We start from the raw sequence: 13,920 nt of genomic DNA, 5'->3' as shown, positions 1-13,920 counted from the left end.
CAGCGCTTCTTGGAAATCAGAGCTTCTTGGTCGTGCCGATCGGCGGCGCCACCGAGGGCGCCACGGTCATGCCCTCGCGCACCCGCTGCTGGCCCTGGACGATGACCCGGTCGCCCGCCTTCAGCCCTTCGGTGATGGCGAGCAGCCCGTTGCGCGAGACGCCCGTCTTGACCCGCTTCATCTCGACCACGTTCTTGTCGTTGACCACGAAAAGATACGGCCCGGTCTGGTCGAGGGCGATCGCCTGCTGGGGCACCGCGACCACGGTCTGCGGTTTCTCGGCTTCGAGGATGACGCGAACCGTCTGGCCGTCGGTCAGGAAGCCCTCCTTGTTGGGGAAGGTGGCGCGCACGATCTGGCCGTCGGTCTTGGGATCGACCGTGATGTCGATGAAATCGAGCTGGCCGTTCTCATCGTAGATGTTTCCGTCGGCCAGGCGCAGGCGCACGATCAGGGGGTCGCCGGCCGCCTTGTCGCGCCGCGCATCCAGGAACTCGCGCTGGGTCACCGGGAACAGGACGCGGATCGGCTTCTCGCTCACCACAGTGGCCAGCACGCCGCTGTCGGGGCCGACGATGTTGCCGGGCGAGAAGGCGGCCCGGCCGATGCGGCCGTCGATCGGCGACTTGATCTCGGTGTAGGACAGCTGGATCTCGGCGTCGCGCAGCTGGGCGCCGGCGTCCTCGAGCTGCGCCTTGGCCTGCAGCTGCTCGCTCAGCCGCTGGTCGTAGGTCGCCCGTGTGCCGGTGTTGGTGCGCAGCAGCTCGGCGGCGCGCTTGAGCTGCAGCTCGGCATTGGTCAGGGCGGCGCGGGCGGCATCGCGCTGCGCCAGCTTCTGGTCGACCGCCGCCTGGTAGGGGTCACGCTCGATGGTGAAGACAACCTGGTCCTTCTTGACCTGGTCGCCGTCGGCGAACAGGCGCGGGCCGAGGAAGCCCTTCACCCGGGCGCGCAGCTCGACCTTGTCGACCGCGGCGGCGCGGCCGATGAACTCGAACTGGTCGGCGATCGGCACGGTCTCGGCCGCCTGGACCAGCACGGCGGGCGGCGGGGCGCCCTGCTGGGCTGCCGCAGGGCCGCCAGTGAGCGCCGTCAGCAGGATTGCCGCGACCAGCGCAAATACAATTGAGCGCTGCGCATGCATTGTCTTCGTCCCCGCTCGTCCGTAACCTTGCTGCAGACTGCCTTAGTTCGACAAAACGGTCACTGTATTTCCCGGCCGTTGGGATGAAAGGAGTTGTCGCGGCAGTGGCGATCGTTCGCGCTCTCGTTCTTGCGTTGTCGCTGGCCCTTGCCTGCGTTTCGGCGGAGCTTTCCGCCCAGAATCGCAGCGATTTCGCGATTCCTGCGGAGTACGACAGCTATATGGCCGCGATCAACACCAAGGATCCCGCGCGGCGCGCCGCGGCGCTGGATGTGTTCATCCGCTGGTACCCCAACAGCGTGCTGAAGCTCGAGGCCCACGAACAGGCGGTGGCAGCCTGGCAGGCCGCCGGCCAGCCCGCCAAGGCCGACGAGATCAGCGCCAAGCTGCTTCAGATCGATCCCGACAATGTGCGGGCACTGGCCAATCGGGTGTTCGTCGGGCGATCCAAGGCGTCGCAGGGCGACAAGGTGGCGATGGTGTCGATGGTCGAAGCCGCCGAGCGCGGCCTGGTCGCCCTGACCAAGTGGCAGAAGCCGGTGCTGCTGACCGACGAGGCGTTCGCCCGCACCAAGGAGCAGATGGCCGCGGTGTTCAACGGCGCGCTCGGCTATGCGGCGCTGCAGGCCAAGGACTACGAGAAGGCGCGCCGTCATTATCGCGTCGCCGTGGCGGCGGAGCCCGACAATTTCCAGGATGTCTACCAGCTCGCCGTGGCGCAGCTCGAGGGCACGCCGCTCGATGCGCTGGGCTTCTGGTATGGCGCCCGGTCGATCGCCATCGCGCGTGCCGCCAAAGCCGATGCGGCCGCCGCCGACATCGAGCGCTACATCCGCTCGCGCTATCGCGTCTATCGCGGCAGCGAGGAAGGCTGGACCGACATCATGGCGCGCGCGGCGGGCAATGAACGCGCGCCGCCTGCGAATTTCGTCAAATCCATCCCGCGCGCCCTGTCGCCGGCCGAGGCGGCGCTGGTCGTCGTCGAGGAGCATGACCCGAGCTCGCTCTCCTTCGCTGACTGGGCGCTGGTGCTGCGCCATCGCGATACCTCACCGGCCAACAAGGCGGCCGCCGAGAAGGTGTGGAAGGCGATCACCGAGCGGCAGGGCGAGAACACAAGGCTCAAGATCCAGGTCAAGGTGATCAGCGCAACGCCCGACATCCTCGAGGCGGCGATCACCGACGTGGCGCAGGCCAACAACATCGCTGATCTGCATATTGTCATGGCGTGGCCGCTGGCGCCGCTGCCGGCGGTCGGCTCCAAGATCGCCATCATCGGCAGCCTGAGCGACTACCGCACCCAGCCCTTCCGCTTCGTGATGACCAAGGCGGAGCTGGCGCCCGAATCGCTGCCGGTCGCCGGCGGAGCCTGCGCCGATCCTCGGCCGCAGATGTGCACGCGCGACTATCGGCCGGCCTGCGGTCTGCGCCGCGACGGCACGCGGCAGACCTACGGCAACGCCTGCAGCGCCTGCAGCGACCCCGACGTCGTCACGCAGGCCGCCGGCGCCTGCCCTTAGGGCGGCGCATCGAAAAGGGGAAGGTCCCTCGCTACTGCTCGGGATGACATCGTTTTTGTCATCCTGAGCGCAGCGAAGGATCTCATCGCCAGGCGTTAAAGCACGCCCGCATCAGGCGGCGATGAGGTTCTTCATACCGTTCAGGAGGGCAGCAATCACGCCAAAGCCCTTGAAACCGATCGATCGACCCCATACTTAAGTAAAAACTTACGTATTGATGCCAGCCCATGACCGTCAGGCTCTATTTCCATCCGCTGTCCTCGTACTGTCACAAGGTCCTGATCGCGCTCTACGAGAACGAGACGCCGTTCGAGAAGGAGCTGGTCGATTTCGGCAACGAGGCCTCGACGGCGGCGTTCCGCAAGCTGGCGCCGGCCGGCAAGATGCCGGTGTTGCGCGACGAGGCGCGCGCCGAGACCGTGCCCGAGTCGACGATCATCATCGAGTATCTCGGCCATCGCTATCCCGGCCGGACGGCGCTCATTCCGGCCGATCCCCATCTCGCCCTGAAGACCCGTCTCGCCGACCGGTTTTATGATTGCTACGTCCATGATCCGATGCAGCGGATCGTCGGCGATCGCCTGCGGCCGCCCGGCAAGGGCGATGCGTTCGGGGTCGAAGCCGAGAAGGCGCGGCTTCGGCGTGCCTACGACATCATCGACCAGGACATGGCGAGCAGGACATGGGCGGTGGGCGACGCCTTCACCTTGGCCGACTGCGCTGCGGCAGCGCCGTTGTTCTATGCCGACAAGCTGGTGCCGTTCGGCGACAGCCATCGAAATCTCGCCGCCTACTTCGAGCGGCTGACGCGGCGGCCGTCCTACGCCCGCGTCCTCGAAGAGGCCAGACCCTATCTCTCGATGTTCCCTGGATAGGGGATGCTGCAGCCCCAGACCGGTGCGCCGCTCGATCTCACCTTCCAGGCGCTCGCCGATCCGACCCGGCGGGCCGTGGTCGAGCGGCTGAGCCGCGGCCCGGCATCGGTCAGCATGCTGGCCGAGCCGCTCGCCATGACCCTGTCGGCGGTGGTCCAGCATCTCGCCATTCTCGAAGCCAGTGGCCTGGTGACATCGGAGAAGGTGGGGCGCGTGCGGACATGCCGCATCGAGCCGCGCGCGCTCGACGCTGTCGAGCGGTGGATCAGCGAGCGCCGGGCGAGCTGGGAGCGCCGCTTCGATCGCCTCGACGCCCTGCTCGCCGAAACCGACCCCGCGCCCAAGCCCTTGAAGAGAGGCAGATGAGCAAGCGCAGCACCAGGCACGCGACCTTCACCATCGAGCGCAGCTTTGCGACGGCGCTCGCCCGCGTCTTCGCCGGATGATGTGAAAGCAAAGGTCCCGCGCTACGCTCGGGATGACATGGCCTTTGTCATGCCGAGCGTAGCGCGCGACTTTATCTTCTTGCGCCTCAGTGCGCCATCAGGAGCGGCACGCGGCAGGACGAGATCACCTTGGCGGTGGCGCCGCCCATGCCGAGGAAGCTCATCACCTGGCCGCGGCCGTAGGCGCCCATCACCAGAAGGCTGGATCCCTTGCCGTGCGTATAGTCGAGCAGGGCGCGGCCGCGGGCGCGGGCCGACACGGCGCCGGGGTCGATGGCGTCGATGGTGGTCTTGATGCCGTGCCGGCCGAGATTGCGCGCGAGGTAGGGCGCGCCGACATCGTCGGCCGTGCTGCCCGCCACCAGGATGGTGATCTCCTTGGCCTTGGCGAGGAACGGCAAGGCGTACTCGACCGCACGCGCCGCCTGGAAGCTGCCGTTCCAGGCGACGATCACCGACTCGAACGGTCCTTCGCCGGGATTGGGCGGCGCGATCATCACCGCGCGGGCGCATTCATGGATCGCCGCCTCGACGGTGGCGGGCGCCACGTTCTCCGGATCGGCGCCCGGCCGGCCCAGCACCAGCACGTCGGAGCAGCGGCCCATCGCCACCAGCGTATCGAGGGTCGCGGTCTTGGCCGCCGTGAAGGTCGCATCCTTCACCGGTGCGACGAGTTCCTTGTAGGCGCGCTCGCTCTCCTTGGCGCGCTCCTCGAGCCGTTCATCGTCGAGATTCATGATCAGCGGCATGGCCTCGCCGCTCATCGCCAGGCCGCCGATCATGCCGCCCGCCGGACCGACCGGCAGATGAAGCGCGTCCACCGTGCCGTCGAACAGCCTTGCCACCCGTGCAGCGAGCTTGAACGACATGGCAGCGTCGGGGCCGCCTTCCGACACGGCCAGGATCGACTTGAACATCGAGCATTCCCCCAAAACAAACGGAGGCGATTAAGACGGGCGTACGGCCGGCATGCAAGTCGAGACTTTGGGTCGCGACGGCCGGCTCACTGGCGCGCAGCCCGTGCAAGAGAGGCCATGATTTCGGTTGCCGGTTCGACATTCTGGCCGGCATGCCGGGCGGCCGCCACGACATCGCCCAGCGGACGTCCGGAGGCCAGGGCTGCGGCGCCCCACAACAAGGCGGAGCGCATGCCGCTCTTGCAATAGACGATCACCTTGCCGGGCTTCTTCGCCAGCAGGTCGACCAAGGCCCGCACCTGGTCGGGCGTGGCCCGCGGGCCGGAGAACGGCAGATCGAGAAAAGTGAGCCCGGCGGCCTCGGCCGCCCTGGCGATATCGGCGGTGCGCGGCTGGCCGAACATCGCCTCGCCGTCCGGCCGATTGTTGACGACGGCGACGAAGCCCGCCGCTGCGATCTCGGCCATGTCGCCGGGGCGCAACTGGCCGGAAACGGCCACGCGATCGTCGAGCATCGGGAAAGAGGCGGGCATGGGCTGTTCCTAGCGTATGGCGATTCCGCGGGCGGTCTCGCGCCGGCGGATCCAGTGAATGAAGGGCAGCGCCAGCAGCACCATCAGCAGCTTGCCGACGATCTGGCCGGCCAAAAACTCGAGGCTGCCGAATGCCAGCCACAGGAAGAGGATGCTGTCGGCGATCGCGCCAACGACGCTGCTGGCCAGCACGGCGAGCACCAGGCCCCGCTCCTGCAGCGGCGTATAGACGGCGAAGTCGGCGAGCTCCGATAGCAGGAAGGCGGTGAACGAGGCATACACCAGCTGCGGCGGCGCGACGGCGCCGGACAGGGCGGCGCCCGCCACGATCGCGCCGAGCGCGATGCCGCGGCCGAGGCGGCGCTGCACCATGTCGCGCAACACCAGGGCGAGGCCGATCATCAGCACGCCCGAGGGCGCCATCAGCGGACGGCCATCGGGTCCCCAGGGCGCCACGGGGACCAGGCAGGGTCCGTGCGGCGCGGCGCATACCGTCCCGATATGGCCGATCATCCAGTTGGCAGCAGGGATGCAGGCGAGAAAGGCCAGGAAGTAGCCCAGCGCCGCCGCCTTCTGCCGATTGAACGTCATCTGTTGCCTGGCCATGCGGTGGGCTGGTTAGCAGGAGTGACGGTGTGGGGGAACCACAAGAAGGAAAGGTCCCTCGCTGCGCTCGCGATGACATCGACCTTGATCTGGGCGCCTGCTCCCAGGTGATGTCATCGCGAGCGCAGCGAGGGACCTTTCGTCGGAGTGCAAGAAAGAAGAACGTCGCCTCTACCGCCGCACCAGGCAGAAATAGACGCCCAGCGCCAGAAAAGCGGCGAGGGCAGCGTAAAGCGGCGCCTGCGGAATGTTGAGGAACAGCCACGGCGCTGAAAGGGGGCCGACGGCGGCGCCGAAATCGCGCCAGGTCGAATAGCTCGCCTGGGAAGACAGCACGCTGGCGTGGCTGCGTTCGACCACGAGGACGGGGATCAACGTGTTGAACAGGCCGCGGGTCATGACGACCATCAAGGCGCCGATCACTTCGTGATCGCAGGCGATCAGCACGAAGCCCGCCACGAGCAGGACGCCGTTAGCGAACGAGAGCCGGCTGGCGCCGAAACGGTCGCCGGCCCAACCGCCGACCGGTCCGGTGGTGATCTCGACCAGCCAGCGCAACGCCAGCAAAGCCGCCGTGGCCAGGACGGGCGCAACCGACGTGATCGAATCCTTCAATAGGAAGGCGAGCGTGAGCAAGAAGACGCCGTCGCCGGTGAACCCCATGACGAAGCCCCACACCTCAAGGCGATGCGGGACCGGCAGCCGCAAGCGCTTCTGCCCCGCCGGCTCTGCTGCGAGGCGCGGCAGCAGCAGGGCCGCGATCAGGGAGGCCAGGGTCAGCCCGCCGAAGATCAGGAACACCGATTGCGGACCGACATTCAGGGCGATCCAGGCGCCGCCGACCAGGGAAACGGCCTGGACCACGCCGATCGCGGCCCGGCTCGCGCCCACCCGCTTGCCGGCATTCGGCCGGTCGCTCACGGCATAGGCCAAGGTCGACAGGTTCAGTGCGGCATAGGAGATGCCCCACAGTACCCGCGCTGCCATCTGCAGGGCGGCGCTGTCGAAGAGGCCATAGGCGGTGGTGGAGAGCACCGATCCGGTGGCCGCCAACACCATCAGGGTATGCGGCCCGACCCGGTCGCCGATCGCGGCCACGCCGGAATTGGCAAGCAGGCGGATCCAGCGATTGAGCGACAGCAGCACGCCCACCATGGCGAGACTGACGCCGAACTGCTCATGGTAAAGTGGCAGGACGGCATAGAGCAGCGTATCGCCGATCATGCCGAAGGCGATGACCAGGCCGGGAAGGGTCATGCCGACGGGTGCGGCGCGGGGCGGGCTGGTCATCATCATGAGAAGAGCGCGCGAGACGCCCGCGGTCCGGAAGACCCAGGATCCCTCCGTTCGTGAAGACGCCCCGTCACTGGGCGCGCAGCACCAGCGCTTCACGCAGGGCGGCGGCACAGAGGGAAGTCCCGCGGCGCGCACCGTGCAGGAACATCGGCGAGCTCAAAAAGCCATGCAGCATGCCGCCGAACTCGACGAGGTCGGCCAGCGTGCCTTCCTGCTGCAGGCGGAAGGCGTAGGCGCGGCCCTCGTCGCGCAGCGGATCGTAACCTGCCGTGACCACGAGGGCGGGCGGCAGCCCGGCGAGCGACTTGGCGCGCAGCGGCGACACGCGCCAGTCGCCGCGCGTGCTCTTGTCCGGCGTGTAGTGGTCGAAGAACCATTCCATGGTAACGGCATTCAGCCCGTAGCCGTCCTCGTAGCGGCGATAGGAATCGGCCCGCGCGACGGCATCGGTCACCGGATAGACGAGCAGCTGCAGGCGCAGTTCGGGGCCGCCATGGTCGCGCGCCCACAAGGCCACCGCAGCGGCGAGATTGCCGCCGGCGCTGTCACCGCCGACGGCGAGCCGCGCCGGGTCGATTCCCACGGAGGCGCCATTGGCCGCCACCCATTGCAGGCCGGCCACGACGTCGTCGAAGGCGCCGGGGAAGCGCGCCTCGGGCGCCAGACGATAGTCGACGGCGAACACCGCGATGCCCGCCTCGATGGCGAGCTGGGCGCACAGCACATCATGGCTGTCGAGGTTGCCGAACACCCAGCCGCCGCCATGCGCGAACACCAGGGCCGGCAGCGCGCCGTCCGCGGGCGCAGAAGCCGGGCGATAAAGGCGCACCGGCAAGCCGCCGACCGGTCCCGGGATGGTGCGATCGATCACCGTCACGCCGGCCGGGCGCGGCCCCTGGGCGCCGGGTCGCAGCGCCAGATACTGCGCACGCGCATCGCCGGGGGACAGCGTGTTCCAGGCCGGGCGGTTGGCTGCCAGCATGAGGTCGATCAAGCGTTGTGATTCGGGATCGAGCGCCATTCTCCAACTCCATTTGCGGACAATCGCGACACTCTAGCAGTCCGCGCCCCTGTTTCGTCACGAGACGAATGCTAAGGTACGCTATGACCTTCGACGCGGACCGGGGCACGTCTCACAATGCGGTACCGTCGCGGTGGCGCCGGGCGCTTGATCGTGTCCGGGCATGGCGGCCGAAACTGACAGGCCCGGCGCCGGCCGGACGTCGCCGGTGGTGGGGCTGGACTTGGCGTGCCCTTCTGATCGCGGTGGTGCTGTATTACCCGGTCGGCACGCTGATCATCGAGAACATCGACGACGATCCGCAATTCGGCCCGGGCGCCGTGGCGCCGGGCGAGAGCCGCGCCGTCGCCACCGCGGCGCAGCTGGTCACGCGCGAGGTCGACCAGAACACCTGGACGCCGATGATGCCGGTATTCATGCCGTCCGGCCTGCTCGACAACATGCCGAATTTCCAGCGCGGCATCATGTCGGCGCTCGGCCGCTTCAGCACCGAGCTGATGGACCAGGTCGGACGGACCCGCGGATCGAGCCAGACCGACCGCGATCTCGAGCAGGCGCGCGGCTTCCTGAACGAGCAGCCCAACATCTGGCTGTGGCAGCCCAGCGTCTCGCTCCTGCCGTCGACCACCTCGGCCCAGAAATATCGCGCCGGACGCGACCGGCTGATTGCCTACAACAAGCGTCTGGCCGCCGGCCAAGCCGTGTTCGAGCGCCGCGCCGACAACCTGCAGGCGCTGATCGATCGCATCGCCAACGATGTCGGCTCCGACTCGGCCGTGATCGACCAGCACATCATCGAGAATGCGGGTGATCTGTTCGATATGCGCGCCGACGACATCTTCTATTTCAACAAGGGCCGGCTCTACACCAACTACCTGCTGCTGCGCGAGCTCGGCATGGACTTTCAGAAGGTGATCAGCGATCGCGAGCTCACCAATGCCTGGAACGGCACTGTCCAGTCGTTCCTCGTCGCCGCCCAGCTCGATCCGTGGATCGTCTGGAACGGCTGGCTCGACGGCCTGCTGATCCCCAACCATCTCGCTGCGCAGGGCTTCTACCTGCTGCGCGCGCGCACCCAGCTGCGCGAAATCAGCACGATCCTGCAAAAATAGGCCGATCGTGGAAATCTACCTGCCGATTGCCGAGCTGTCGATCAACGCGTTTGTGCTGCTCGGCCTGGGGGCCGCGGCCGGCTTGCTCTCTGGCATGTTCGGCGTCGGCGGCGGGTTCCTCGCCACGCCGCTTCTGATCTTCGTGGGCATCCCGCCCGCGGTCGCCGTCGCCAGCCAGGCCAACCAGGTGGTCGCCAATTCCATCTCCTCGCTGCAGGTTCAGTGGCGGCGCGGCAATGTCGACCTGCGCATGGGCCTGATCCTGCTGCTCGGCGGCATGCTGGGCTCGTCGGCCGGCGTCTGGCTGTTCACCTACCTGAAGCGCATCGGCCAGATCGATTTCGTCATCGCCGTGCTCTACGTCGTGATGTTGTCGACCATCGGCGTGCTGATGCTGTTCGAAAGCCTGCGCACCTACATCCGGCGGCGCCGCAATCCGACCGGCCCGCGCGGCAAGCTGCACACCCACTATCTCGTTCACGGGCTGCCGCTCAAGCTGCGCTTCTACAAGTCGAAGCTCTACATCAGCGCCCTGTTGCCGATCGCCGTCGGCTTTGCCATCGGCGTGCTGTCGGCGATCCTCGGGGTCGGCGGCGGATTTGTGCTGGTGCCGGCGATGATCTACCTGCTCGGCATGCCGACTGCCGTGGTGATCGGCACCTCGAACTTCCAGATTCTGTTCGTGGCCGCCAACGTGACCCTTCTCCAGGCGATCACCAACGGCACGGTCGATGTCGTGCTGGCGCTGCTCCTGATCCTGGGGGGTGTGGTCGGCGCTCCGATCGGCGCGCGGGTTGCCGCCAAGCTGTCTGGCGTCGTGCTGCGCGGCTTGATGGCACTGCTCATCATCGCCGTGGCGATCGAGCTCCTCACCGAGTTGGTGCGCACGCCGAGCTCGCTGTACTCGCTCGGCACGCGCGAGTCGCCGCTGTGATCCGCCTCGCCCTGGCCCTCGTCATGGTGCTGGCGCTGGCGACGACGGCGGCTGCGCAGGGGCCGCGCGTCGAGCCGCCGGGCGGGGGGTTGACCGGCCCGAGCATCGGCCCGCCCGTCGGTCCCCTGGTGCCGCCGTCGGTTCCGACCGAGCCGTCGACGCCCGATCTGATCGTCGACCTGTCGCGCCCGCGCGTGTCGATCACCTCGGCCTTCCATGGCGAGAGCATGCTGCTGTTCGGCATGTTCGATCCACCAGGCGAGATCGTGGTCGTCGTTGTCGGGCCGCCCGGGCGCGAGACTGTCATGCGCAAGCAGCGGGTGCTCGGTCTATGGCTCAATACCGGCCGCCAGGCCTTTGACGACGTACCGGCCTACTACGCCATCGCCGCTAGCCAGCCGCTGCAGCGTCTGCTGGCGCGGGGCAGCGGCGAGATCCTGTCGCTCGAGGACCGGCTGGCGACGATCAGGCCCGTCGGCGAGCGCTCGCCGGAGGAAATCGCCCAGTTCCGTAACGGCCTGGTCGAGGTCAAGCGCAGCGAAGGTCTCTACCCGGCTGCGATCGGACAGATCACGGTCCAGGCCGGCCGTCTGTTCCGGGTCGAGCTGCCGTTCCCGTCAGGGCTCGATGAAGGGGTCTACGAGATTCGGACCTATCTGCTGCGGGAAGGCAAGATCGCCGCCGCCGTGTCGCGCCCGCTGCCGGTCGGCAAGGTCGGATTCAGCGCCCAGCTGGCGGGCTGGGCGGCCAATGACGGAGCGTTGTACGGCCTCGGCGCGATCCTCATGGCGTTGCTCGTCGGCTGGGCCGGTGGTTCGATCATGCGTCGCCTGTAACGCGTCTGACGCAAACGAGGGGAGGGATCATGGAGGAGCAATCCAGCCGGACGGAAAGCCGCGTCTTTCTGGTCGTCGTCGACGAGAGCCCGGAAATGCCCAATGCGTTGCGCTATGCCTGCCGGCGGGCCAAGCGCACGGGGGGCCGGGTGGCGATGCTCTATGTCATGCCGCCGCCCGAGACCCAGCAGTGGGGAGCGGTGGCCGAGTTGATGCGCGAGGAGGCGCGCCAGCATGCAGAGCAGGTCATCGCCGGTCACGCCGACACTGCGGTCTCGCTCACCGGCCAACCGCCGGCCATCTATATCAGGGAGGGAATCAGCCGCGACGAGCTGGTCAAAATGCTGACCGAAGACCATTCGATATCGGTGCTCGTGCTGGGCAGCGCCTCGGGCAGCGAGGGGCCGGGTCCACTGATCACGGCGCTCACCGGCAAGTTCGGCAGCCAGCTGCGCATCCCGTTGACGATCGTGCCGGGTTCCCTGACGGTGGCGGAGATCGACGCGATTTCGTGATTCTGATGTGTATAAATTGCGGCAATTCGCCGATCCAATTATTCCATATAGCAATTGACCTGTGTCCCTGGCGACACCCACAACTGAGCGAGTTGGCGAAGAATTCTCCCATAATCACGAATGTTTACGGAATATTTTCCATAATATATTTTTGATGAGACTCAAGAATCGACTTGATCGGCTTTGGTACGGTTCCTAGGTCGATAAGCATCGAGCCGGGGCGGGGGTAGTTCCTTCTCCATCTCGAGGGACGCCGAGCGGTTCGTCGCGAGGCGTTCAACCAGGAGGTAGCTTTGTTCATACAGACCGAGCAGACGCCTAATCCGTCGACCTTGAAGTTCCTTCCCGGCCGCGTTGTCATGGCCAGGGGGACGATGGATTTCGCGACGGTCGACGCGGCGAAGCCATCGCCGCTGGCCAAGCGGCTATTCGCGGTCGAAGGCGTTGAGCGCGTTTTTTTTGGTTCGGATTTCGTGACCGTCACCAAGGCGGTTGATCGTGATTGGCAGATTCTGAAGCCGTCGATTTTGGGCGGCATCATGGAACATTACACCTCGGGCGAGCCGGTGGTCGTCGAGGCCGATGAGGCCGATGCCGGTGCGGCCGATGACGACGAGGTCGTCGCGCAGATCAAGGAGCTTCTCGAGACACGTGTCCGTCCGGCGGTGGCGCAGGACGGGGGGGATATCGTGTTTCAGGATTTCCGCGACGGGGTGGTCTACCTGCACATGCAGGGCTCGTGCTCGGGATGCCCGAGCTCGACGGCCACGCTCAAGATGGGAATTGAAAACCTTTTGAAGCACTACGTGCCGGAAGTCGTGGAAGTGCAGGCGGCCCAGTAGGCCGCACGCAGCAAGAGCGTACAGCGAAACGGATGCGTCGCGGCCGGGGGGCTGGGCGCAGAGGGGCGTTGTTTCCGTAAAGCCAAGCGAAGAGTGAGGCATGAGATCATCGATCTTGCCCGCGGTGGGGCTCGGGCGTCCCTATGCATTCCCGGTTGTGTGGGCGACGTTATTTGCAACCGGAGTCGCGCTGGCCGAGCCTCGGCCGTCGACACCTGACGTGGAGACCTGTTTCTTCTTTGCGCCGTCCGGCCCGGGGGTTGATCAGGCCGAGCTGCCGCCCTTGAATGCCGAACCGGAGTCGCTGGTCTTCATTCAGCAGCCGGCGGGCGAGCCGGACGACACGTTCAATCGCCAGATTGCCGAAGCCTTCCTTGGCCACGGCCGGTTCGCCGCGCCGGGCAATGCGCTGCGTCGCCAGGGCCAGCTGCGACCGTTCAATCCGCGCACGGCCGACGAGCTCGCCGGCTTCTTCCGCGCCGCCTCCTACACCCTGACCGATGTCAGGCAGGGCGAGGCGGTGCCGCCGATCAAGATCGAACGCGTGCCGGAAGATCTCGGTAGCAAGGGCGGCCACGAGCGCAAGGCGCTGTTCATCACCGCCGTCCTGCCGGCCGTGCTCGAGGTCAATCAGCGCGTGTTGGCCGATCGCGCGCATCTCATCGCTCTGCGCGACAAGCTCGCCTGGTCGACGCTCGGCCTGTCGGCGATCGAGCGCATGTGGCTCGATGACCTGGCGGAACGCTACGACACCTCGGCCGACCGGATCGACGAGCTGCTGCGGCGCGTCGATATCGTGCCGCCGTCGATGGCGATCGCCCAGGGCGGCGTCGAATCGGGCTGGGGCACCTCGCTCGCGGCGCGCGCCGGCAATTCCCTGTTCGGCCAGATTCAATCGACAGGCCGTCATGCCGTCTCGGTGCCGTGGCAGCCCGGCCGCGGCATGCCGCAACCATTCTCGAATATCGGCGAGGCGACCGAGGCCTACATCGCCAATCTCAACACCCATCCGGCCTATGCCGCTTTCCGTGCCGAACGCGCCGCCTTGCGCGGGCGTGGCAGCCAGCTCGACGGCTATCACCTGATCGGCACGTTGCTGCGCTACTCGGAGCTCGGGCAGCGCTACGTGCAGTTCGTCCGCGAGATCATGCGCGAGAACGACCTGGTCGATTTCGACCAGGCGAGGTTGTCGAGCTTCTGACTTCTCCTCCCCAGCTTCGCTGGGGAGGTGTCGCGTCATACGCGACGGAGGGGTCAGGAGTCTCAGTGGGGCTTTCGACCCCTCCGTCCGCGAAGACGCGGACACCTCCCCAGCGAAGCTGG

General features: G+C 66.9%; 15 protein-coding genes. 9 read left to right on the top strand and 6 right to left on the bottom strand.

Annotated features, from left to right (window positions below):
* Window positions 1-16: 16 nt before the first annotated feature.
* On the bottom strand, window positions 17-1,144 hold the full coding sequence (locus ACILR9_RS02420) for an efflux RND transporter periplasmic adaptor subunit (RefSeq protein WP_395708290.1): 1,128 nt from the start codon (window positions 1,142-1,144) through the stop codon (window positions 17-19).
* 104 nt (window positions 1,145-1,248) lie between these two features.
* Here ACILR9_RS02420 and ACILR9_RS02415 point away from each other — a divergent pair, with 104 nt between their 5' ends.
* The 3 genes from ACILR9_RS02415 to ACILR9_RS02405 all read left to right on the top strand — a co-directional run bounded on the left by ACILR9_RS02415 (window position 1,249) and on the right by ACILR9_RS02405 (window position 3,905).
* Entirely contained in the window at window positions 1,249-2,664 is a 1,416-nt protein-coding gene (locus tag ACILR9_RS02415) for a hypothetical protein (RefSeq protein ID WP_395708289.1), read from the top strand.
* 227 nt (window positions 2,665-2,891) lie between these two features.
* Entirely contained in the window at window positions 2,892-3,539 is a 648-nt protein-coding gene (locus ACILR9_RS02410) for a glutathione S-transferase family protein (RefSeq protein WP_395708288.1), read from the top strand.
* A gap of 3 nt (window positions 3,540-3,542) precedes the next feature.
* Window positions 3,543-3,905: an ArsR/SmtB family transcription factor gene (locus ACILR9_RS02405; protein ID WP_395708287.1), complete on the top strand. Its 363-nt coding sequence runs from the start codon at window positions 3,543-3,545 to the stop codon at window positions 3,903-3,905.
* 166 nt (window positions 3,906-4,071) lie between these two features.
* Here the strand turns inward: ACILR9_RS02405 and ACILR9_RS02400 are convergent, their stop codons facing one another.
* The 5 genes from ACILR9_RS02400 to ACILR9_RS02380 form a co-directional block, all read right to left on the bottom strand.
* Complete coding sequence (locus ACILR9_RS02400) at window positions 4,072-4,902, bottom strand: universal stress protein (protein ID WP_395708286.1); 831 nt, start codon at window positions 4,900-4,902, stop codon at window positions 4,072-4,074.
* 86 nt (window positions 4,903-4,988) lie between these two features.
* The gene (locus ACILR9_RS02395) at window positions 4,989-5,435 is read right to left on the bottom strand and encodes a TIGR01244 family sulfur transferase (RefSeq protein ID WP_395708285.1); all 447 of its coding nucleotides are present in this window, start codon (window positions 5,433-5,435) and stop codon (window positions 4,989-4,991) included.
* A 9-nt stretch (window positions 5,436-5,444) separates the two neighbouring features.
* Window positions 5,445-6,041 carry a VUT family protein gene (locus ACILR9_RS02390; protein ID WP_395708284.1) on the bottom strand — a complete coding sequence of 199 codons (597 nt, stop codon included), beginning with the start codon at window positions 6,039-6,041 and terminating at the stop codon, window positions 5,445-5,447.
* A gap of 171 nt (window positions 6,042-6,212) precedes the next feature.
* On the bottom strand, window positions 6,213-7,337 hold the full coding sequence (locus tag ACILR9_RS02385; RefSeq protein WP_395708283.1) for an MFS transporter: 1,125 nt from the start codon (window positions 7,335-7,337) through the stop codon (window positions 6,213-6,215).
* 67 nt (window positions 7,338-7,404) lie between these two features.
* On the bottom strand, window positions 7,405-8,358 hold the full coding sequence (locus tag ACILR9_RS02380; RefSeq protein ID WP_395708282.1) for an alpha/beta hydrolase: 954 nt from the start codon (window positions 8,356-8,358) through the stop codon (window positions 7,405-7,407).
* Between the two features lie 248 nt (window positions 8,359-8,606).
* Between ACILR9_RS02380 and ACILR9_RS02375 the strand changes: the two genes are divergently transcribed.
* The 6 genes from ACILR9_RS02375 to ACILR9_RS02350 all read left to right on the top strand — a co-directional run bounded on the left by ACILR9_RS02375 (window position 8,607) and on the right by ACILR9_RS02350 (window position 13,798).
* Window positions 8,607-9,470 carry a DUF2333 family protein gene (locus ACILR9_RS02375; protein ID WP_395708281.1) on the top strand — a complete coding sequence of 288 codons (864 nt, stop codon included), beginning with the start codon at window positions 8,607-8,609 and terminating at the stop codon, window positions 9,468-9,470.
* Between the two features lie 7 nt (window positions 9,471-9,477).
* Window positions 9,478-10,404: a sulfite exporter TauE/SafE family protein gene (locus tag ACILR9_RS02370; protein ID WP_395708280.1), complete on the top strand. Its 927-nt coding sequence runs from the start codon at window positions 9,478-9,480 to the stop codon at window positions 10,402-10,404.
* On the top strand, window positions 10,401-11,240 hold the full coding sequence (locus ACILR9_RS02365; protein WP_395708279.1) for a TIGR02186 family protein: 840 nt from the start codon (window positions 10,401-10,403) through the stop codon (window positions 11,238-11,240). Before ACILR9_RS02370 ends, ACILR9_RS02365 begins: the two co-directional genes overlap by 4 nt.
* Before the next feature lie 29 nt (window positions 11,241-11,269).
* On the top strand, window positions 11,270-11,755 hold the full coding sequence (locus tag ACILR9_RS02360; protein ID WP_395708278.1) for a universal stress protein: 486 nt from the start codon (window positions 11,270-11,272) through the stop codon (window positions 11,753-11,755).
* A gap of 293 nt (window positions 11,756-12,048) precedes the next feature.
* Window positions 12,049-12,597: a NifU family protein gene (locus ACILR9_RS02355; protein ID WP_395708277.1), complete on the top strand. Its 549-nt coding sequence runs from the start codon at window positions 12,049-12,051 to the stop codon at window positions 12,595-12,597.
* Between the two features lie 220 nt (window positions 12,598-12,817).
* Window positions 12,818-13,798, top strand: coding sequence for a glucosaminidase domain-containing protein (locus tag ACILR9_RS02350; RefSeq protein WP_395708276.1), 981 nt, complete (start codon window positions 12,818-12,820; stop codon window positions 13,796-13,798).
* The last annotated feature ends 122 nt before the right edge of the window (window positions 13,799-13,920 follow it).

It is taken from the genome of Reyranella sp. (assembly GCF_044224635.1).
In the GTDB taxonomy this organism is placed as follows: domain Bacteria; phylum Pseudomonadota; class Alphaproteobacteria; order Reyranellales; family Reyranellaceae; genus Reyranella.
This window is presented reverse-complemented; position numbering and strand designations above follow the sequence as displayed.